Here is a 19440-nt window from a genome sequence, read left to right as displayed (position 1 = left end):
CGGCGAGGAGGGCGCGGCACGGATGGGCTGGTTCGGTGACGCGATCGCGCGGGTGGTCGGGCGCGACGCACCGCGACCGGACGTGCCCGCGCGTCCCGCGCCGCCCACCGGCGCCGAGATCCTTGCGGCCGTCGACGCGGTCGAGGCGCGGGCCGCGCAGGCGCAGGTGCCGGCGTCGGTCACGGCGCGCGTGCGGCGCATCAGCCTGACCGTCGACGAGATGGTCCCGCGCCTCGACCGGCTCGGCGTCGGCAGCGACCGCGCGCACACCGTCGTGGCGACCGCCACGAGCTATCTGCCCGAGGCGGTCGGCGCCTACCTGCGCCTGCCCCGGGACTTCGCCGACACGCGGCCGGTCGACCGGGGCCGCACCGCCCTGCTCGTGCTCTGCGACCAGCTCGACCTGCTCGGGCGCACGCTGGACCAGATCTCCGACGCCGTCTCCCGCCAGGACGCCGTCGCGCTCGTCGCGCACGGGCGCTTCCTGGAGGAGAAGCTCGGCCCGTCCTCGGTCTCCGTCGCTCCCCCGCCGGGCGGTGAGCCCGGGTGACGGCTGCCCTCGCGGACACCGTCGCCGCGGCCGTCGCCGCCGCGCGGGAGGCCGGGCTCGACGCCGGCGCCGCGCGGACCGAGGCGCTGCGCCTGACCGCCGCCGTCGCCGAGTCGGCGCCCGGCGCGGCCGCCGAGTGGCTCGCGGCGGTGGGCGAGGGCGCCTCGCTGCGGGACTTCTTCGGCACCGCGTCGCTCGGGCGACGCTGGCGTACGGCCCCGACCGACCTCACGCTCGCGCTCGCGGAGCAGGACCCGACGGCGGCGTCGCGCTACACCTCGGCGCTGGCCGACGCCGTGGAGGCCGCGGCGCGCCTCGGCGAGCCCGCACCGGGCCTGGCCTCCGCGGCCGCGCGGACCGCGGCGGTCCACCGCTCTGCCGCCCATGGCTCTGCCGTCCACAGCACGGCGGTCCACAGCACGGCGGTCCGGTCGCCCGGCGACCCGGACCGCGCCCCGCAGGCGCCGGTGGTCAGCGGACCGGCGCCGGCGGACGCGACGCCCGCCGAGCCGCTCGCCGACGTCCTCGCCGAGCTCGACGCCCTCGTCGGGCTCGGGTCCGTCAAGCGCGAGGTCCGGCGCCAGGCCGAGCTGCTGCGCGTCGAGGGGCTGCGCGCCGCGGCGGGCCTCGGCGGCCCGACGCTCACCCGCCATCTCGTCTTCACGGGCAACCCGGGCACGGGCAAGACGACGGTCGGCCGGCTCGTCGCCCGGATCTACCGCTCCCTCGGCATCCTGAGCTCCGGCCATCTCGTCGAGGTCGACCGCTCCGAGCTCGTCGCCGGGTACCTGGGCCAGACCGCCGAGCGCACCACCGCCGTCGTCACCTCCGCGCTCGGCGGGGTGCTCCTCGTGGACGAGGCGTACGCGCTCGCCGGCGACCGGTACGGCGAGGAGGCGGTCGACACGCTGGTCAAGGACATGGAGGACCACCGCGACGACCTGGTCGTGATCGTCGCCGGCTACCCCGGGCCGATGACGCGGCTGCTCGAGTCCAACCCGGGCCTGCGCTCACGCTTCTCCCGCGTGCTCGAGTTCGACGACTACACGGGCGACGAGCTCGGGACGATCTTCGCCCGGGCCGCGGCCGCGGCGGACTTCTCCCCCACGCCCGACGCCGTCGAGGCCTTCGCGCGGCGGACGGCGACCGTGGAGCGCGGCCCCGCGTTCGGCAACGCGCGCTGGGTCCGCAACGTCCTCGACGTCGCCGTCGCGCGCCACGCCTGGCGCCTGCGCGACGTCGCCCGCCCCACACTCGACGAGCTGCGGACCCTGCTCCCGCAGGACCTCGCTCCCGACGACGGTCCGACCCAGGAGAGCGCATGACCGCCCCCGACACCCTCGCCCGCCCGCCCGGCGCCGACGCGGCTCCCGCCGTGGTCTCCCCGAGCGCCGCTCCCCGCCGGCCGGGGGTCGCGGCGCGCGCCGTCGCGGCGCTGTCCAGCACCCCGGGGCACCTGCGCACCGCGCTCGCCGTCGCGCTCGTGGGCGCCGTCGTCGTGGGGCTGCTCGGGTTCCAGGCCGGGCGCGCCCAGGACGCGGCGCTCGACGCCGCCCGCACGGGCTCGGAGCGCCTCGTGCTCCTGCAGGACGTGCGCACCGACCTCGTCACGGCGGACGCGACGGCCACCAACGCCTTCCTCGTCGGTGGCCTCGAGCCCGTCGACCAGCGCGAGGAGTACGACGCGCGGGTCGCGAGCGCCGCCCGGAACCTGGCGCGGCTCGCGCAGACCGGGGACGCCGGCGACGTGGCGGTGCTCGGGTCGGTCGGCGCGCAGATCACCCGCTACACCGGTCTCGTCGAGCAGGCGCGGGCCAACAACCGCCAGGGCTTCCCGGTCGGCTCGGCCTACCTCGGCACGGCCTCGACCGTCATGAGCGAGGAGATCCTGCCGCCGCTGACGGATCTCGTCGCCGCCGAGAGCGGTCGCGTCGACGCCCGCTTCGACGCGACCGGGACCGCGCTGCGCCTCGTCGCCGCCTGCCTGCTCGGCCTGGTGCTGCTGCTCGGCGTCCAGGTCTGGCTCGCCCGGCGCACCCACCGGGTGCTGAACACGGGCCTGGTCACGGCCACCGCCGTCGTCCTCGTCGCCGGCATCGTGGGGACCGCGCTGCTCGCCTCCGTCCGCGGCACGGCAGACGACGTGCGCGCCGGCCCGTACACGACTGCGACCTCCGTCGCCGCCGCCGAGACCCAGGCCAACGTGGCCCGCTCGGGCGCGGGCCTCGGCCTCATCCAGCGCGGGTCGGGCGCCGACGTCGAGCCCGAGGTGCAGAGCGCTCTCGACAGCGCGCGGGACCACCTCGCCGACGCCGGCACCGAAGCGGCCGGTCGCCTCACCGACGACCTCGACGCCTGGGCCGACGCGCACGCCGCGGTGCGCGAGCTCGACGACGCCGGCCGCTGGGACGACGCCGTCGCCGCCGCCACGGACGCGTCGGACGACCCGACGAGCTCGACCGCCACGTTCGCGACGTTCATGGCCGACGCCGACACGGCGGTCTCGTCGAACGCCGGGCAGGTCGGGGACGAGCTGCTCTCCGCCGGGACCCGTGCGGAGGTGGCCGCCTGGCTGCTGCTCGCCGCGGGGGCCGTCGCCGCGCTGGCCTCCTGGCGCGGCGTCCACCGCCGACTGGAGGAGTACCGATGACCGCACCACGGACCGGCCGAAGGGCGCGCGGCGCGTCCGCGGCGGGCGCGCTCCTGGCCCTCACCCTCGCCCTGGCGGGCTGCGCGCCGTCGGCGCCCGGGAGCGTACCGGGCGGCACCGCGGCGGTGCAGCGCGAGGCCGCGGACCGGCCGGCGGGCGCCGGCACCGGTGCCGCACCGGCGAGGGACCTCGCCGGGGCCGCCGGAGCCGCCGGGAAGACCGCGGCGACGTCGTCGTGCGGCGACCCCACGGCGTCGTACGCGCCCGACGGCGACCTCCCCTCCCCCGCGGACCTGCCCGCGGGCAGCACCATGGCGAAGATCCGCGAGCGCGGGGCGCTGCGCGTGGGTGTCTCCGCCGACACCCTGCTCATGGGCTCGCGCAACCCGCTGGACGGCGAGATCGAGGGCTTCGACATCGACGTGCTGCACGCCGTCTCCGACGCCATCTTCGGCGACCCCGACCGGCTGCAGTTCAAGGTGATCACCTCCGACCAGCGCATCGGCGTGCTCGAGTCCGGCGAGGTGGACCTCGTGGCGCGCGCGTTCACGATCACCTGCGACCGGTGGGAGCAGATCGCCTTCTCGTCCGTGTACTACCGCGCCGGGCAGAAGCTCCTCGTCCCCCGCGGCTCCGGCGCGACCACGTTCGACGACCTCGCCGGGAAGCGCGTGTGCGCGCCGGAGGGCACGACGACGCTCGCGAGCCTGGACGCGCACCCCGGAGTCGTCCCCGTCCCCGCCGCGACCCACACCCAGTGCCTCGTGCTCTTCCAGCAGGGCAAGGTCGACGCGATCACCGGGGACGACACGATCCTCGCCGGCTTCGCGCGCCAGGACCCGTACACCACCGTCGTCGGCGACGCGCTGAGCGACGAGCCCTACGGCGTCGGGGTGAACAAGGACCAGGTGGACCTCGTGCGGTTCGTCAACGCCGTCCTCGAGACGATGCGCGACGACGGGACGTGGGAGAAGTCCTACCAGCGCTGGCTCGGGAGCCTCGGCAGCGCACAGCCGCCGCGGCCGACGTACGGGCGCGAGCCGTGACGGGCGTGCGCACGCCCGCTCCCACGGCGCCGGGCCGGCTCGGCGAGGCGCCCGACCCGCAGGAGGTGGCCGACTACCTCGCGGGCCTCGACGCCTGGCTCGCCGAGCGCCGCCGGGAGCTCGACCGGCTCGACGCCGCGGTGCTCGCCGCGGAGGACCCCGAGGCGCACAGCGCCGACGTCGTGCTCGCCCTGACGCTCTGGCGTGCGGTCCAGGACCGCTCGCGGGAGATCGCGCGGGAGTGGGACGGCGGACGGGCCGACCGCGTCGCCCGCGAGTCCGTCGCGCGCCTCGTCTGGGGCCGGCTCAGCTCGGGCGACGGCGCCGCGCTCGTCTCCCTCGTGGAGGCGGTGCGCCTGTGCGACGCGCTCGTGACCTCGCTCGCCGCCCGCCTCTCCTTCGAGCCGGACGTCGCCGACGTGCGCGCGCGGGTGCGCGCGCTGCGCTCGGCGCTCGTGCGCTGCGAGGACGCCGGCGGGGACGTCGCGCGCGAGCGGGCGGAGATCGCCCGCATCGAGGAGCGCACGGCGCGGGGCGCGGACGAGAGCGGCACGCTGCGCGAGCTGGAGTCCGCCCTCGCGCGGGTCGAGCGCGACCTCATCGTCACCTCCGCGCGCCGCCACGCCCAGGACTCCGCGCGGGACGCGGCCGGTGCCCGGGCGCAGGCGCTCGCGGCGCGCGCCCCGACCCTCGGCACGCTCGTCGCCCGCGTGCGCCGGGAGATCGCCGACCCGCCCCGGCTCGCGGTGCCCGACGTCGCGCGCCTGGGCCCGGTGCCCGACGACGCGGCCGGGGTCGCCGCGTACGTCGCGCGGCTCGACGCCGTCGACCGCGCGATGGAGACGATCGAGGACGTGTACACCGCGCCGCTGCGCGAGCGTGCCGGTCTGCGCTACCGCACCGAGCGGCTCACGGAACGGGCGCGGGCGAACGGCCGGGCCGGCTCGGCCACCGTGCGCTCGGGGATCGCCGAGGCGGTGCACGCGGTCGGTGCCGAGCCCTGCGACCTCCCGCTCGCCCGCTTCTACGTCGAGCAGCTCGAGGTGCTCGCCCGCGCCCTCCCCGCCCGTGCCCCCGCCCGAGACCATGCCCCCGGAGACGATCGATGACCACCCAGCGGTGCGCCGAGCCGGGCTGCCCCGGCACCATCGAGGACGGCTGGTGCGACTACTGCGGCGCCCCGGCGCCCGCGCCCGGCGACGGTCCCGCCGGTGGCCCGGCGCCCGGCGTGTCGGCGTCCTCGGGCGTCTCGGCCTCGGCCGGCACGTCGGCCCCGTCCGTCGCCGTGGCGCGAGGCTCCTCGCGCACCAGCTCGAGCCGGCTCGCGTCGAGCGCGCTGGGCTCCGCGCGCAACCGGGGCACCGGGAGCCGCGCGACGCGGCAGGTGGGCACGTCCTCGACCCGGCTGCGCGGGCACCGCCTCGGCGCCGGGCTGACGACCGTGCCCAGCGTCCCGGTCGCGGACCCCGCCGACGCCGTGATGCGCGAGCCCGAGGTCCCCGAGCACAAGCGGTACTGCCCCGCGTGCGGCGCGAAGGTGGGCCGCGCCCACGGGGACGCGCCCGGTCGCTCCCAGGGGTTCTGCCCCCAGTGCGGGGCCCGGTTCGACTTCACCCCCCAGCTCGCGCCCGGCGACGTCGTCGGCGGCCAGTACGAGGTGGCCGGCTGCCTGGCGCACGGCGGCCTCGGCTGGATCTACCTCGCCCGCGACCGCAACGTCTCCGGACGGTGGGTGGTGCTCAAGGGCCTGCTGAACTCGGGCGACGCCGACGCGTACGCCGCCGCGATCTCCGAGCGGCAGTTCCTCGCCGAGGTCGAGCACCCGCTGATCGTCGAGATCTACAACTTCGCGATGCACGACGACGCGGGGTACACGGTCATGGAGTACGTGGGCGGCCTCTCGCTCAAGGAGATCCTCACCCACCGCCGCGCGGCGGCCGGTCGGGTCGACCCGCTGCCCGTGGACCAGGCGATCGCCTACGTCCTCGAGGTGCTGCCCGCGTTCGCCTACCTGCACGACCGCGGCCTGCTGTTCTGCGACTTCAAGCCCGACAACATCATCCAGCAGGGCGACGGCGTCAAGCTCATCGACCTCGGCGGGGTGCGCCGGGCCGACGACTACGAGTCCGCGATCTACGGCACCGTCGGCTTCCAGGCGCCCGAGGTCGCCGAGGTCGGGCCGTCGGTCGCCTCCGACGTCTACACGATCGGGCGGACGCTCGCGACGCTGGTGCTCGACTTCCGGGGCAACACCTCCACCTACGTCGCGAGCCTGCCGCCCGTCGCCGAGACGCCCGTCCTGCAGCGCTACGACTCGTTCTCCCGGCTGCTCGCCAAGGCCTGCGCGCCCGACCCGTCGGACCGGTTCGCGACCGTCGACGAGCTGCGCGCGCAGCTGCTGGGCGTGCTGCGCGAGGTCGTGGCGACCGACCGCCGCCCCGTGCCCGGCGGCGTCCACTCGTCGGCCTCCGTGCTGTTCCACTCCCCGCGGGCCGACGTCGCGGGCCGCCCCCTGCGCTGGGACGAGCTGCCCGCCCTGCGGGTCGACGAGCACGACCCGGGCGCGGCGTGGCTCGCGGGCGTCGCCGTCGCCGACCCGCGGCAGCGGCTCGCCGCCCTCGCCGCGGCCCCCGTGCCGAGCGTCGAGGTCCAGCTCGCGCGGGCCCTGGCTGCCATCGAGGCCGGGCTGCACGAGGCCGCGCACGAGACGATCCACGAGGTGCTCGCCGAGGATCCCTGGGAGTGGCGCGCGGCGTGGCTCGAGGGCCTCGACGACCTCGCCGCCGGGGACCTCGCGGGTGCCGCGGCCGCGTTCAACGCCGTCTACGGCCAGGTCCCCGGCGAGCTCGCCCCGAAGCTCGCGCTCGCCGCCGCCTGCGAGCCGCTCGGCGAGGTGGGCGTCGCCGAGGCGCTCTACGTGGTCTGCGCCCGCACCGACGCGAACTACACGCCGCCCGCGGCGTTCGGGCTGGCGCGCATCCGCGAGCTCGAGGACGACCTGGACGGCGCGCTCGCCGCGCTCGACCAGGTCGGCTCGACGCGCGGCAGCTATGTGGACGCCCGCCTGCGGCGCGCGCGGCTGCTCGCGGGCTCCGGCCGCGGCCTCGACGCCCTGGCCGACGCCGCGGCGTCCGTCGACGCGGTCGCGCTCGCCCCGCGCGACCGGGCGACCCTCGCCATCACGGTGCTCGGCGCCGCGCTGGACGTCGTCCAGGAGCAGGGCCCCGAACCGGGCCTGAGCGTCGGGGGCGTGGCCGCCGAGGCGGACGCGCTGCGCGACGGGCTCGAGGCGGCCTACCGCGGTCTCGCGGCGCTCACCGAGGGGCACGCCGAGCGGGTGGTCCTCGTCGACCGCGCGAACGACGTGCGGAGGTGGACGCTGCGATGACCGACGACGTCTGCGGCCGCTGCGGCGAGCCGTACCCGCCCTCGGCACGCTACTGCGAGAGCTGCGGGCACCGGGTCGCGGGCATCGCGGGCGCGACGGACAGCCCGGGCACGGCGGAGCACGGCACGGCGGAGCACGGCACGACTGGCCCCGGCTCCGGCGCCACCGCTCCCGCGTGCCGCGACTGCGCCGGCCCCGTCGCGGCCGACGGCTACTGCCTGCAGTGCGGCGGCCGCGAGGCCGACCCGCGCGACCACTGGTCGGACGAGCCGGCGCCCGGCACGGGCGGCGTGTGCGACCGCGGCGTCCGGCACACGCGCAACGAGGACGCCATGGCCCTGTACGCCGCGCCGGACGTGCGGGTCCTCGTCGTGTGCGACGGCGTCTCGTCCGCGCCGGACTCCGACCGGGCCAGCCTCGCCGCGGCGGTCGCCGCGCGCGACCACCTGGCCGCCGTCGCGCGCACGGAGCCCGCGGCGGAGCTCGACGCGGGCTGGTCCGAGGCGCTCGTCGCCGCGGTGGCGCTCGCGGAGCAGGCGGTCCTCGACGGGGTCGGCGAGATGGCCGAGCGCCGCGAGCCGCCGTCGTGCACGTTCGTCGCCTCCGTGGTGACGGCCACGCGCGTCACGACGGCGTGGCTCGGCGACTCGCGGGCCTACTGGGTCCCGGACGACGGCCCGGCCCAGCCCCTGAGCACCGACGACTCCTGGGTCGAGGAGATGGTCGCGCAGGGGATGGCGCGCGCGGACGCCGTCGCGTCACCGCACGCCCACGCGATCACCCGGTGGATCGGCCCGGACTCGGGGGACGCGCCGCCGCGCGTCGTCGAGACCCCGCTCGACACGCCCGGCTGGGTCGTCCTCTGCTCGGACGGGCTCTGGAACTACTGCCCGGACGTCGAGGCGTTCACCGCCGTCGTGCGCGAGGCGGTCCTCGGCACGGAGGGCGGCGGCACGGCGGGCGGCGGCACAGCCGTCGCGGTCGCGGACCGCCTGGTCCGCTGGGCCACCGAGCAGGGCGGCGCCGACAACATCACGGTGGCGCTCGCCCGGCACCCGGAGCCGGGTGCCGCACCGTCGGATAACCTTCCCCTCGACGCCTCTGACCCGAAGGAGCTCTGACCGTGGCCGTCTTCACCGCCGAGGTCTTTCAGAACGAGTACCTGGCCCCCGGGACGACGGACGTACACGCGATCGTCACGCTCGCCTGCACCGGAGCGGGCGGCGCCGGGAGCACCGCCGCCGCGGGAGCCGGTGCGTCCGGGGAGGCCGCCGCCGAGATCGTCATGGTGGACACCTCCGGCTCGATGACCGGAGCCTCCCTGGCGGCGGCCAAGCACGCCGCGACGGTCGCGCTGGACCAGATCGTCGACGGCACGTGGTTCGCGATCGTCGGCGGCAGCCACGTCGCGCAGCGGACGTTCCCCTACCCGAACGCGACGATGGCCATGGTGCCGATGGAGCCCGGCGCCCGGGAGGCCGCAAAGCAGGCGGTCTCGCTGATGTCCGCGTCCGGCGGGACCGCGATGAGCACGTGGCTCGTGCTCGCCGCCCAGCTGTTCGACACGCTGCCCGACGTCCGCCAGAAGCACGCGATCCTGCTCACCGACGGCAAGAACGAGTCCGAGCCCCGCGAGCGCCTGAGCCGCGCGGTCGAGTCCGTGACCGGCCGCTACCAGTGCGACGCGCGCGGCGTCGGGGCGCGCTGGCAGGTCGACGAGCTCCGCGAGATCGCCACGGCCCTGCTCGGCACGGTGGGCCTGATCGCCACGCCGGACGAGATCGCCGCGGACTTCGAGCGGATCCTCGCCCGCTCCATGGCGCGTGGCGTGCCGCCGGCCGACCTGCGGGTCTGGGTCCCCGCCGGCGGCGAGGTCCTGTTCGTGCGCCAGGTCTCGCCGACCGTCGAGGACCTGACCCACCGGCGCACGCCCGTGAACCCGCTCACCGGGGCGTACCCGACGGGCGCGTGGGGCGACGAGTCCCGCGACTACCACGTCGCGGTGCGGGTCCCCACGCGATCGGTGGGCACCGAGCAGCTCGCGGCGCGCGTCCAGCTCGCGGTGGACGACGTCGTGGTCGCGTCCGGGCTGGTCAAGGCCACCTGGTCCGACGACGACGGGCTGACCGCCCGCATCAACCGCGAGGTCGCGCACTACACCGGCCAGGCGGAGCTCGCCTCGGCGATCCAGGACGGGCTCGCGGCGAAGGCCGCGGGGGACGTCGCGACCGCCACCACCCGGCTCGGTCGGGCCGTCCTGCTCGCCAAGGAGACCGGCAACGCGGAGGCGACGACCCGGCTGCGGCGCGTCGTGGAGATCGACGACGAGGACACCGGCACCGTGCGGCTGCGACGCGACGCGGCGCGGCTCGACGAGATGGCGCTGGACACCGCGTCGACCAAGACGACGCGGGTGCGCCGATGAGCGCCGTCCGCTGCCCCGCCGGGCACGTCTCGGCGTCGACCGACTACTGCGACACGTGCGGCGCCCCCATCGCCCCGGGGACGCCCGCCGGGCCGGGCGGACCGGAGGCCTCCGCGCCGCCCCCCGCGGTCGGGAGCGCTCCCACCGGCGGCCCGACGACGACGTGCCCGAGCTGCGCCGCCCCGGCGGCCACCGGTGCCCTGTTCTGCGAGCGCTGCGGCTACGACTTCACCACGGGCACCGCACCCGAGCCGTTCGCCGGGACCGGGGTCGAGGCAGGCGAGACGCCGGAGCGGGGCGACGGTCCGCGGGAGCCGGAGCCGGAGGCGGACCCGGGCTCGCGGAGCCGTCCCCCGCGTGCGGCCGGTGGCGCGCGCCCCGGCGAGACCGGGCTGCTCCGCTCGGCGGGGTCGGGCCGCATCTCCACGCCCACGCACGCGCCGGAGTCCACCTCACCGGCCGCCCCCTCGCCACCGGCCGCCGAGCCGTGGGTCGTGGAGGTCTGGGTGGACCCGGAGTGGTACGCGGACCAGCAGGCCCCCGACCCGTTGCCGTCGGGCGCACCGCCCGGCCTGGTGGTGCTGCGCGAGCGCAGCGTGCTCGTCGGGCGTGCGTCGGCGTCGCGGCACATCCATCCCCAGGTCGACTGCGGCTCGGACACGGCGGTCTCGCGCCGCCACTGCCAGCTCAACACGGACGGGCGGCGCTGGTGGGTCGAGGACCTCGAGTCGTCCAACGGGACGTTCGTCGGGCGCCCCGGGGAGAGCCTGCCGCAGGAGCCCCTGGTCCCCGGCCGCCGCCAGGAGCTCGGCGACGGCGACCGCGTCTACGTCGGGGCGTGGACCCGGCTGGTCGTCCGCCGCGCGCTGCCCGGCGAGATCTGAGCACGCGGGCGACGGCCGGCTACGGCGCGCCGCGGCCGCGCGCGAGCCGGTGCCACCGGTCGACCGCGACGACGAGCCCGAGCACCGCCACGCCCACGCACACCCCAGCGAGCACGTCCGTGAGGAAGTGGTAGCCGAGGTAGAGGCGGCTGCCGCCGACGAGCACCACGACGACGACGCTCACCAGCGCCCACACCGCCAGCGCACGACCGCCGCCGGTGCGGCGCCACACGAGGTAGCCCGTGACGAGCACCAGCGTCGACGCGCCGATCGTGTGCCCGGACGGGAACGAGAACGAGGTCTCGAGCCCGGCGACCGACATCAGCTCCGCCTCCGGCCGCGGGCGCGCGACGAGGCCCTTGAGCAGCATCGACAGGAGCGTCGAGAGGAGCATCGCGCCCACCGTCAGGGCCGGGTCCCACCAGTCGCGGGCGACGCGGGCCCACACGAGCGCGCCCGCGGCGACGAGGACCGGCAGGACCACCGGGCCGAACACCGTCGTGACGGCCGTCAGCGCGGTGGTGAGCCCGTCGCTGCGGTGCGCCACGAGCCACTCGAGCAGCGGGCCGTCGGCCGTCCAGAGGTCGTCCCGGTCGCGCAGCGCGTCGAGCAGCAGCGCGAACCCGAGCACGCCGGCCAGGACCAGGACGAGGCCCGGCCACACCGCGCGGAGCACGCCCCGCTGCGCCGCGGGCGCGCCGCCACCGCCCCGCGCACCGTCCACGTCCTGCGCCTCGCCCATCGCGCGAGCCTAGGTGCCCGGAAAAACCCGTGCACCTGCGCCGCCCGCCGTGGTTGTGTGGGCACCACACCGCGGTGGCGTCCGTCCGGTCCGTACCGGGCGGTGGAGGGTCCGGCCAGGCCCGTCGATCCAGCGTCACGAGAGGCACCACCACCATGTATTCCTGGGACAGCTACGAGGCCCTGGCTCTCGACCAGAGGCTCAGGCTCGAAGAGCTCGAACGCCGGCGTCAGACGCTCCGGCACCTCGGCGCACGCGTCTCCGCGCGCACGAGGAACCATCGTCTGCCGCACGACCCGGCATGAGCCGCGACCGTGGCAGCGCGCCACGACCACCGGCACGAGCAGCACGACCCGCACGCACAGGGCCCCGCACCGGCCGCCGCCCACCGGCACCGGTCCGGGGCCCTCGTGCGTCCCGGACCCTCTAGGGTGGGCTTGTGAGCCCCGTGACACCGAACGCCAACGACCGCATCGTCTGGATCGACTGCGAGATGACCGGCCTCGACCTCGAGGCCGACGCGCTCGTCGAGGTCGCCGCCGTCGTGACCGACTCCGAGCTGAACGTGCTCGGGGACGGCGTGGACGTCGTCGTCCGCCCGCCCGCCGCGGCCCTCGAGCAGATGAACGACTTCGTCCGCACCATGCACACCACCTCCGGCCTGATCACCGAGCTCGACGCGGGCACCACGATGGCCGACGCCGAGGCCCAGGTCCTCGCCTACGTCAGGCAGTGGGTCCCGGAGCCGGGACGCGCACCGCTCGGCGGCAACTCCGTCGGCACCGACCGCGCGTTCCTCGCCCGCGACATGCCGTCGCTCGTGGGGCACCTGCACTACCGGATCATCGACGTCTCCTCCATCAAGGAGCTCGCCCGCCGGTGGTACCCGCGCGTGTACTTCGCGTCCCCCGAGAAGAACGGCGGGCACCGCGCGCTCGCGGACATCCTCGAGAGCATCGACGAGCTCCGCTACTACCGCGCGGCGCTGCTCCCGGCGCAGCCCGGACCGGACAGCGCCACGGCCCGCCAGATCGCCGCTCAGGTGAAGGAGACGAGCGTCACCCGCACGGCGGCGCCCGAGGTGTCCTGAGGCCCCCGCGCGAACGGGTACACTTTTCGACGGCTGGTCGCCCGTCCTGCGCCTCCTCGGAGGGCCCGACGACGCCTGTCAGCCCCTGGTGGGTATAGCTCAGCTGGTAGAGCACCTGGTTGTGGTCCAGGGGGTCGCGGGTTCAAGTCCCGTTACTCACCCCAGCACGAAGGCCGCCCCGCGACACGCGGGGCGGCCTTCGTCGTGCGTGCCGGCGGGAGCGGAGCTCAGGCGCCCGGCAGCACCCGCGCGGCGATCGCCGCCGCGAACCGCTCCACCGCGCCGGGGACCGATGCCATGAACAGCGACGGCTCGGTGAGCTCCAGCTCGATGACCGTGGGCTCGCCGTCCTCGCCCAGCACCAGGTCGACCCGCGCGTAGAGCAGCGTCCCGGCGTCGGGGACCGCCGACCCGACGACGTCCAGCGCGCGGCGCGCGACGTCCTCCTGCGCGGCGTCGGGCTCGAAGGTGCGCGTGCTCTCCTTGCGGTACAGGCCCTGGGTGGGCCGGTGCGGCCCCGTCAGCCGGGTGCTGGTCGTGACGCCGTAGGCGAGCTCGCCGTCGACGAACACCAGCCGCGCCTCGCCGGCCGTGTCGACGCTGGTCATGTAGGGCTGCACCATCACGTGCCGGCCCTGCGCGAGCAGCTCTTTGACGTGGGTGATCGCCAGCCCGCGCGAGGCGGCGTCGACCGACTGGTAGCGGCCCGTGTCCTTCGCCCCGGCGCTCACCACGGGCTTGATGACGAAGTTCCCGTGGGCGGGCATCCGCGTGTGGATGGCCCGGCTGCTGAAGTTGCGCTCCGGGTCGAGCCACAGCGTCGGGATCACGGGGACGCCCGCCGCCTCGAGGTCCTTGAGGTAGAACTTGTGCGTGTTCCAGCGCAGGACGGACTCCGGGTTGAGGATGCGCGGGACGCTCGCGGCCCAGGAGACGAACTCGTCGCGCCTCGCCGAGTAGTCGTACGTGGAGCGGACCACGACGGCGTCGAACGACGACCAGTCGACGTCCGGGTCGTCCCAGACGGCAGGGACCGCCTCGACGCCCAGCTCCTCGAGCGCGGGCACGAGCGGCGCGTCGTCCGGGTCGAGCCGCGGGAGGACCGAGCAGGTCGCGAGAGCCACGCGCGGAGGCGTCGCGGGCGCGGTGGTCGGGTCGGGCGTGGGGGAAGCCGCTGTCGTGGTCACGGCACCGAGCGTAGACGTCCGGTGCCACCGGACGGTGTCGCGCCGGTGACGCGGGCGTTTCAGCGCGCCTGGGCGCGGTGGCCGGCCGCCGAGTCCTCGAGCCCCTCGCCGGCCTCGTCGGCCGTGCGGCGCAGGGCGGCGAGGATCCCGTCGGCCGTCAGGGAGCCGACGACGTGGCCCGCCTCGTCCGTGACCGGCACGCGGCCCGTGGCCCGCGCCGACAGCGCGGCGATCGCCTCGAACGCGACGGTGAGCGGGGCGCCGAGCGGCACGGGGTCGGGCGCGGGGGCGACGACCCGGTCGGCGGGCTCGAGGTCGCTGCGCTGCACCGTCGCCAGCCCGAGCATCCGCACGGGCGCGCCCTCGCCGATGAACTCGCGCACGGCGTCCGACGCCGGGTGCGACAGGATGGTCAGGGGCTCGGCGATCTGCTCGAGGTGCCCGCCGATGCTGAACACCGCGACCCGGTCGCCGAGCTGGACCGCCTCCTCGATGTCGTGGGTGACGAACATGACCGTGGTGCCGAGCTCGCGCTGGATGCGGCGGAACTCGTTCTGCAGGCGTCGCCGCCCGGCGGGGTCGACCGCACCGAACGGCTCGTCCATCAGCAGCACGGGCGGGTCCGTCGCCAGCGCCCGGGCGACGCCCACGCGCTGGCGCTCGCCCCCCGAGAGCTCGTGCGGGTAGCGCTTGAGGTACCGGGCCGGGTCGAGACCCACGAGGTCGAGCAGCTCCTCCGTGCGGGCCGCGGTGCGCTTCTTGTCCCACCCGAGCAGCGCGGGGACCGTGCCCACGTTCTGCCCGACGGTGCGGTGCGGGAACAGGCCCACGTTCTGGATGACGTAGCCGATCCGCCGGCGCAGGGCCACCGGGTCCGCGCCCGTCACGTCGGTGCCCTCGAGCAGGATGCGCCCGCCCGACGGCTCGACGAGCCGGTTGGCCATGCGCAGCGTCGTGGACTTGCCGCAGCCCGAGGCGCCGACGAGCGCGAGGAGCTCGTGCTCGCGCACCTCGAGCGAGAGCTCGTGGACGGCGACGGTGCCGTCCGCGTAGACCTTGCGCACGGCGTCGAACTCGATGACGGACCGCGCGGACCCGGCGGTCGGGGCGGCGTCGGTGGTCGGTGAGGGCATGCCCGGCACGCTACCGGTCGGGCCCGACACCCGCAGACGGGCACCGCACCGCCCGCGGGCCCGTACCGCGGGCGGTGCGGTCCGGTGCGGGTGTCCCCCGCGACGGGTACGTTCGGGCCCATGCCGCCCAACCCCTGGTTCTCGTGGGACTACGTGCAGCAGAACTGGTCGGACATCGCCGACGCGCTGCGCATCCACACGACGATGACGATCGAGGCCGTCCTCATCGCCCTGGTGATCGCCGTCCCGCTGTCCGCGCTCGCGGTCCGGGTCCGCTGGCTCTCGGGGGTGATCGTCGGCACGGCCTCCGTCCTGTACACGATCCCCTCGTTGGCGCTGTTCGCGATCCTCGCGCCGATCGTCGGGATCGGACGAGAGCCCGTGCTGATCGGCGTCGTCATGTATGCGCTGCTCGTGCTCATCCGCAACACGATCGCGGGCCTGCAGGGCGTGGACCCCGACGTCGTCGACGCCGCGCGCGGGCTCGGCTACGGCCCGTCGCGGCGGCTGTGGCTCGTCGAGATGCCCAACGCGCTGCCCGGCATCGTCGCGGGTCTGCGGCTCGCGACCGTCTCCACGGTGGCGCTCGTCACGGTCGGCGCCGTCGTCGGGTACGGCGGCCTGGGCCAGCTGATGTTCCGCGGGTTCCAGACGTTCTACCGGCCCGAGATCGTCACCGCCACGCTGCTGTGCCTGCTGCTCGCCGTCGTCCTCGACGCGCTGCTGTGGGCGCTGGGCAGGGCGCTGACGCCGTGGCTGCGCGAGCGGAGCGCGGCATGAACATCGTCGGCGACGCGATCACCTGGCTCAACGACCCGTACAACTGGACGGCGCCCGGCACCGGGATCATCGACCTCGGCGTCGAGCACCTCGAGATGACCGCGGCGGCCGTGATCGTCGCGGCGGTGCTCGCCCTGCCCCTGGGCATCTACCTGGGCCACACCAACCGCGGGGCGGGCGTGACGATCCTCGCCGCCAACACCACGCGCGCGTTCCCCACGCTCGGCATCATGTTCATCCTCGCGACCACGGGGCTGTTCGGGGACGGGGCGGCGATCGTCGCCGCCGCGATCTTCGCCTTCCCCGTCCTGCTGGCCAACACCTACACGGGCATGCACGACGTGGACCGAGACGTCGTCGACGCGGCGCGCGGCATGGGCATGTCGGGCGCGCGGATCGTCACCAGCGTCGAGCTGCCCCTGGCGGTCCCGCTCATCGCCGCCGGGTTCCGGACGACGATCGTCCAGGTCGTGGCGACCATCCCGCTCGCGGCCGTCGTCGCCGGCGGCGGGCTCGGCGCGATCGTCGTGTACGGGTTCGCCAACCAGCGCTACGACCAGGTGCTCGCCGGCGGCCTGGTCATCGCGGTGCTCGCCCTGGTCATCGACCTGCTGCTCGGGCTCGTCCAACGGGCCCTGACCCCCGTCTACCAGCGCCGAGGCGTGCGGACGGCGTGAGACCCCCGCAACGTCACGGAATGCTTACGGCTCGCCGGAGGCCGCCCCGAGCGCTTGCCTGTCGCGCGGACGGGCTATCGAATGGACCGGTGCGCCCCGCACGCCCCCGCGGCCGGCGGCCGCGCCCCTTCCCGAGGAATCCCCCCGAGATCAAGGTGAACCGATGAGAATCAACCGAACGTCCGGCCTGCGCTCCGTCGCGGCCGCAGCCGCGCTCGTCGCGCTGCTCGCAGCGTGCGGCCAGTCCGGCTCGTCCGGGACCGGCGGCTCCACCTCCGCCGCGAGCGGTGCCGCGTCCGACGACGGGTCCGCGCCGCCCACCTGCGAGCCGGTCCCGGGCGACCAGCTCGTCGTCCTCGACGACGACAAGCACCTGCAGACCGTCGACAACATCGTCCCCGCGGTGAACGCCGCCGCGGCCGAGGGCGACGACGCGTTGCTCTCCCTGCTGAGCAGCGTGTCGGAGGCGCTGGACACGGACAAGCTCATCGCGCTCAACAAGGCCGTGGACGTGGACCGCAAGACGTCGGCCGACGTCGCCACGCAGTTTGTCGAGGACGAGGGGCTCGCCGCGAAGGACGCGCCGGGCAAGGGGAAGTCCGTGGTCGTCGGCGCGGGCAACTTCTCGGAGTCCAGCACGCTCGCCGCGATCTACGCGGACGTGCTCAAGAGCGCCGGCTACACGACCAAGGTGCAGACGATCGGCAACCGCGAGACCTACTACCCGGCCCTGACGGCGGGCGACCTCACGGTCGTGCCGGAGTACGTGGGCACGCTCACCGAGTTCATCAACAAGAAGGAGAACGGCGCCGACGCGAAGCCGATGGCGAGCGCCGACCTCGACGCGACCATGGACGCCCTGACCTCGCTGGGCGAGAAGGTCGGCCTGGCGTTCGGCACCCCGTCGCCGGCGCAGGACCAGAACGCGTTCGCGGTCACCACCGGGTTCGCGGAGGCCAACGACCTCACGACGCTGTCCGACCTCGCCGCCACGTGCGGCGGCGTGGTGCTCGGCGGCCCGCCGGAGTGCGCGGAGCGCTCGTTCTGCCAGCCCGGCCTCGAGGAGACCTACGGGCTCGACGTCGCCTCGTTCCAGTCCCTCGACGCCGGCGGCCCGCTGACGAAGAAGGCGCTGCAGCAGGGCAAGGCCACGGTCGGGCTCGTCTTCTCCTCCGACGGACAGCTGACGACGGGCGGCTGACGAGCGGTCGGCGGGCATGCGGCAGGGGCGGGGAGCATCGGCTCCCCGCCCCTGCTGCGTGCGCGCCCGTCGGCGTGCCGGTCGAGGTGCCCCGTCGTCAGAGCCCGTACGTCTCCAGCAGCCGCAGCCAGACCTCGCTGACCGTCGGGTAGGCGGGCACGGCGTGCCACAGCCGCTCCAGCGGGACCTCGCCGACGACGGCGACCGTCGCCGCGTGCAGCATCTCGCCCGCCTCCGCGCCCACGAACGTGGCGCCGACGATCACGCGGCGCGCCTCGTCGACCAGGATCGACGCCGTGCCGGAGAACCCCTCGCCCATGAGGTACCCGCCCGCGACGTCGCCCAGCTCGTACTCGACCGCCCGCACGTCGAGGCCGGCGTCGCGCGCCTGCGCGAGGGTCGGCCCCACGGACGACGCCTGCGGACGGGTGAAGACCACCTGCGTCTGGGCGGAGACGTCCGCGCTCGCGGCGTACCGCGTCCAGGGCGCCGGCTCCTCGCGCGCCTCCGGGACGTCGCCGCCCCAGGTCGCGACGCCCTCGCGCGGGTCGTCGCGGGCGAAGCGCGCGGCGATCGCGTCTCCGCACACCCGCGCCTGGTACTTGCCCTGGTGCGTCGTCGCGACGGTGCCCAGCACGTCACCGGTCGCGTACAGCCAGTCCCCCTCGACCCCCCGCACGAGGCCGGTCGGGTCGACGTCGAGACCGCGGGCGGCGTCGAGGGGCGAGCCGACGTTCTCCAGGCCGACGTCCCCCGTGCGCGGCACCCGCCCGGTGGCCACGAGGATCTCGGCGGCGGTCACGCTCTCGGGCCCCTGCGGCCCGTCGTAGGCGACCGTGACCTCGCCGCCCTCGTGCCGCTCGACCCGCGTGGGTGACGCACCGACGACGACGTCGACCCCGGACGCGCGCAGCGCCGCGGTCACGGCCTCGCCGACGAACGGCTCCATGGTGCCGAGCAGCGCACCGCGTGCCAGCACCGTGACGCGCGAGCCCAGGTCGGCGTAGGCCGTCGCCATCTCCGTCGCGACGACGCCGCCGCCGACGACGACGAGGGAGTCCGGGACCTGCTCCGCGCTGGTCGCCTCCCGGCTGCCCCAGGGCTCGGCCGCCGCGAGGCCCGGGACGTCCGGCAGCCGCGGCACGCTCCCGGTGGAGACCACGACCGCGTGGCGCGCCCGCAGGGTGCGGGGACCGCCGTCGTGCGCGGCGCTGCCGCCGTCGTCGCCGGCGGGCAGGACCGACGGGTCGACCCGCACGGTCCGGGGGGCGACGATGGTCGCCCGGCCGCGCACGAGCGTCATCCCCGCGCTCTCGATCCAGTCGGCCTGTCCCGAGTCGTCCCAGTGGGAGGCGACGTCGTCGCGGTGGGCGAGCACCTTCGCCGCGTCGATCACCGGCGAGGCCGCCACGCCCGCGACCGCGCGGGCCGCCTCGACGACGGCGCCCGGCCGCAGCAGCGCCTTGGACGGCATGCACGCCCAGTAGGAGCACTCGCCGCCGGCGAGCTCGGCCTCCACCACCGCGACGCTCAGGCCGGAGCGCCCGGCGCGGTCGGCGACGTTCTCGCCCACCGCGCCCGCGCCGATCACGATCACGTCGTACGTCTCGTCGGGAGCGGCCGCGGCCGCGTCGTCGGTTGCCCGGGGTGCATCGGTTGTCATGGGTGCATCGTGGCCCGGGTGCGG

The 19440-nt window shown here is 75.9% G+C and carries 17 protein-coding genes and 1 tRNA gene; 14 read left to right on the top strand and 4 right to left on the bottom strand.

Annotated features, from left to right (window positions below; genetic code table 11):
- Positions 1 to 22: 22 nt before the first annotated feature.
- Genes EDF32_RS05130 through EDF32_RS05090 form a run of 9 tightly spaced genes read left to right on the top strand, consistent with a single transcriptional unit; the run spans position 23 to position 10943 of the window.
- Positions 23 to 550: a hypothetical protein gene (locus EDF32_RS05130; RefSeq protein WP_123307442.1), complete on the top strand. Its 528-nt coding sequence runs from the start codon at positions 23 to 25 to the stop codon at positions 548 to 550.
- Positions 547 to 1875, top strand: a complete 1329-nt coding sequence (locus EDF32_RS05125; protein ID WP_123307441.1) for an AAA family ATPase — start codon at positions 547 to 549, stop codon at positions 1873 to 1875. The genes EDF32_RS05130 and EDF32_RS05125 overlap by 4 nt, the downstream gene beginning before the upstream one ends.
- Positions 1872 to 3200, top strand: a complete 1329-nt coding sequence (locus tag EDF32_RS05120) for a hypothetical protein (protein WP_123307440.1) — start codon at positions 1872 to 1874, stop codon at positions 3198 to 3200. Before EDF32_RS05125 ends, EDF32_RS05120 begins: the two co-directional genes overlap by 4 nt.
- Positions 3197 to 4246: a glutamate ABC transporter substrate-binding protein gene (locus EDF32_RS05115; protein ID WP_123307439.1), complete on the top strand. Its 1050-nt coding sequence runs from the start codon at positions 3197 to 3199 to the stop codon at positions 4244 to 4246. The genes EDF32_RS05120 and EDF32_RS05115 overlap by 4 nt, the downstream gene beginning before the upstream one ends.
- Positions 4243 to 5355 (top strand): hypothetical protein, encoded by a 1113-nt coding sequence (locus tag EDF32_RS05110; protein WP_123307438.1) that lies wholly within the window; start codon positions 4243 to 4245, stop codon positions 5353 to 5355. Before EDF32_RS05115 ends, EDF32_RS05110 begins: the two co-directional genes overlap by 4 nt.
- Positions 5352 to 7634: a serine/threonine-protein kinase gene (locus EDF32_RS05105; RefSeq protein WP_123307437.1), complete on the top strand. Its 2283-nt coding sequence runs from the start codon at positions 5352 to 5354 to the stop codon at positions 7632 to 7634. The genes EDF32_RS05110 and EDF32_RS05105 overlap by 4 nt, the downstream gene beginning before the upstream one ends.
- Complete coding sequence (locus tag EDF32_RS05100; RefSeq protein ID WP_123307656.1) at positions 7631 to 8755, top strand: protein phosphatase 2C domain-containing protein; 1125 nt, start codon at positions 7631 to 7633, stop codon at positions 8753 to 8755. Before EDF32_RS05105 ends, EDF32_RS05100 begins: the two co-directional genes overlap by 4 nt.
- Before the next feature lie 2 nt (positions 8756 to 8757).
- On the top strand, positions 8758 to 10059 hold the full coding sequence (locus tag EDF32_RS05095; protein WP_123307436.1) for a VWA domain-containing protein: 1302 nt from the start codon (positions 8758 to 8760) through the stop codon (positions 10057 to 10059).
- Positions 10056 to 10943, top strand: coding sequence for an FHA domain-containing protein (locus tag EDF32_RS05090; RefSeq protein ID WP_123307435.1), 888 nt, complete (start codon positions 10056 to 10058; stop codon positions 10941 to 10943). Before EDF32_RS05095 ends, EDF32_RS05090 begins: the two co-directional genes overlap by 4 nt.
- Before the next feature lie 19 nt (positions 10944 to 10962).
- Here the strand turns inward: EDF32_RS05090 and EDF32_RS05085 are convergent, their stop codons facing one another.
- Positions 10963 to 11685, bottom strand: a complete 723-nt coding sequence (locus tag EDF32_RS05085) for a phosphatase PAP2 family protein (RefSeq protein ID WP_123307434.1) — start codon at positions 11683 to 11685, stop codon at positions 10963 to 10965.
- Positions 11686 to 12124: 439 nt separating this feature from the next.
- Between EDF32_RS05085 and orn the strand changes: the two genes are divergently transcribed.
- Together orn and EDF32_RS05075 are read left to right on the top strand one after the other, a co-directional pair.
- Positions 12125 to 12775, top strand: a complete 651-nt coding sequence (orn, locus tag EDF32_RS05080) for an oligoribonuclease (RefSeq protein WP_123307433.1) — start codon at positions 12125 to 12127, stop codon at positions 12773 to 12775.
- 88 nt (positions 12776 to 12863) lie between these two features.
- Positions 12864 to 12939, top strand: a tRNA-His gene (locus tag EDF32_RS05075).
- A gap of 63 nt (positions 12940 to 13002) precedes the next feature.
- Here EDF32_RS05075 and EDF32_RS05070 read toward each other — a convergent pair.
- Together EDF32_RS05070 and EDF32_RS05065 are read right to left on the bottom strand one after the other, a co-directional pair.
- Entirely contained in the window at positions 13003 to 13962 is a 960-nt protein-coding gene (locus EDF32_RS05070) for a RimK family alpha-L-glutamate ligase (protein WP_123307432.1), read from the bottom strand.
- A 59-nt stretch (positions 13963 to 14021) separates the two neighbouring features.
- Positions 14022 to 15095: an ABC transporter ATP-binding protein gene (locus EDF32_RS05065; protein WP_123307431.1), complete on the bottom strand. Its 1074-nt coding sequence runs from the start codon at positions 15093 to 15095 to the stop codon at positions 14022 to 14024.
- 120 nt (positions 15096 to 15215) lie between these two features.
- On the opposite strand from EDF32_RS05065, the gene EDF32_RS05060 reads away from it, so the two are divergent.
- From EDF32_RS05060 to EDF32_RS05050, 3 genes are all read left to right on the top strand, one after another.
- Positions 15216 to 15875 (top strand): ABC transporter permease, encoded by a 660-nt coding sequence (locus EDF32_RS05060; RefSeq protein ID WP_123307430.1) that lies wholly within the window; start codon positions 15216 to 15218, stop codon positions 15873 to 15875.
- A complete protein-coding gene (locus EDF32_RS05055) occupies positions 15872 to 16552 on the top strand; it encodes an ABC transporter permease (RefSeq protein ID WP_123307429.1) in 681 nt (226 codons plus the stop codon). Before EDF32_RS05060 ends, EDF32_RS05055 begins: the two co-directional genes overlap by 4 nt.
- A 163-nt stretch (positions 16553 to 16715) precedes the next feature.
- Positions 16716 to 17753 carry a glycine betaine ABC transporter substrate-binding protein gene (locus EDF32_RS05050; protein WP_123307428.1) on the top strand — a complete coding sequence of 346 codons (1038 nt, stop codon included), beginning with the start codon at positions 16716 to 16718 and terminating at the stop codon, positions 17751 to 17753.
- A gap of 97 nt (positions 17754 to 17850) precedes the next feature.
- On the opposite strand, the gene EDF32_RS05045 is transcribed toward EDF32_RS05050, so the two are convergent.
- Complete coding sequence (locus tag EDF32_RS05045) at positions 17851 to 19416, bottom strand: NAD(P)/FAD-dependent oxidoreductase (RefSeq protein WP_123307427.1); 1566 nt, start codon at positions 19414 to 19416, stop codon at positions 17851 to 17853.
- Positions 19417 to 19440 lie beyond the last annotated feature (24 nt).

Origin of the sequence: Cellulomonas sp. PhB143 (assembly GCF_003752595.1) — a bacterium.
Taxonomy (GTDB): Bacteria; Actinomycetota; Actinomycetes; order Actinomycetales; family Cellulomonadaceae; genus Paraoerskovia.
Note: the sequence above shows the minus strand (reverse complement) of the source record. Positions and strands in the feature narration are given on the sequence as shown.

Coding starts and splice junctions, on each gene's coding strand:
- EDF32_RS05130 (WP_123307442.1), top strand. CDS start 23: ATGGGCTGGTTCGGTGACGCGATCGCGCGGGTGGTCGGGCGCGACGCA.
- EDF32_RS05120 (WP_123307440.1), top strand. CDS start 1,872: ATGACCGCCCCCGACACCCTCGCCCGCCCGCCCGGCGCCGACGCGGCT.
- EDF32_RS05115 (WP_123307439.1), top strand. CDS start 3,197: ATGACCGCACCACGGACCGGCCGAAGGGCGCGCGGCGCGTCCGCGGCG.
- EDF32_RS05105 (WP_123307437.1), top strand. CDS start 5,352: ATGACCACCCAGCGGTGCGCCGAGCCGGGCTGCCCCGGCACCATCGAG.
- EDF32_RS05100 (WP_123307656.1), top strand. CDS start 7,631: ATGACCGACGACGTCTGCGGCCGCTGCGGCGAGCCGTACCCGCCCTCG.
- EDF32_RS05090 (WP_123307435.1), top strand. CDS start 10,056: ATGAGCGCCGTCCGCTGCCCCGCCGGGCACGTCTCGGCGTCGACCGAC.
- EDF32_RS05085 (WP_123307434.1), bottom strand. CDS start 11,685: ATGGGCGAGGCGCAGGACGTGGACGGTGCGCGGGGCGGTGGCGGCGCG.
- EDF32_RS05065 (WP_123307431.1), bottom strand. CDS start 15,095: ATGCCCTCACCGACCACCGACGCCGCCCCGACCGCCGGGTCCGCGCGG.
- EDF32_RS05060 (WP_123307430.1), top strand. CDS start 15,216: ATGCCGCCCAACCCCTGGTTCTCGTGGGACTACGTGCAGCAGAACTGG.
- EDF32_RS05055 (WP_123307429.1), top strand. CDS start 15,872: ATGAACATCGTCGGCGACGCGATCACCTGGCTCAACGACCCGTACAAC.
- EDF32_RS05050 (WP_123307428.1), top strand. CDS start 16,716: ATGAGAATCAACCGAACGTCCGGCCTGCGCTCCGTCGCGGCCGCAGCC.
- EDF32_RS05045 (WP_123307427.1), bottom strand. CDS start 19,416: ATGACAACCGATGCACCCCGGGCAACCGACGACGCGGCCGCGGCCGCT.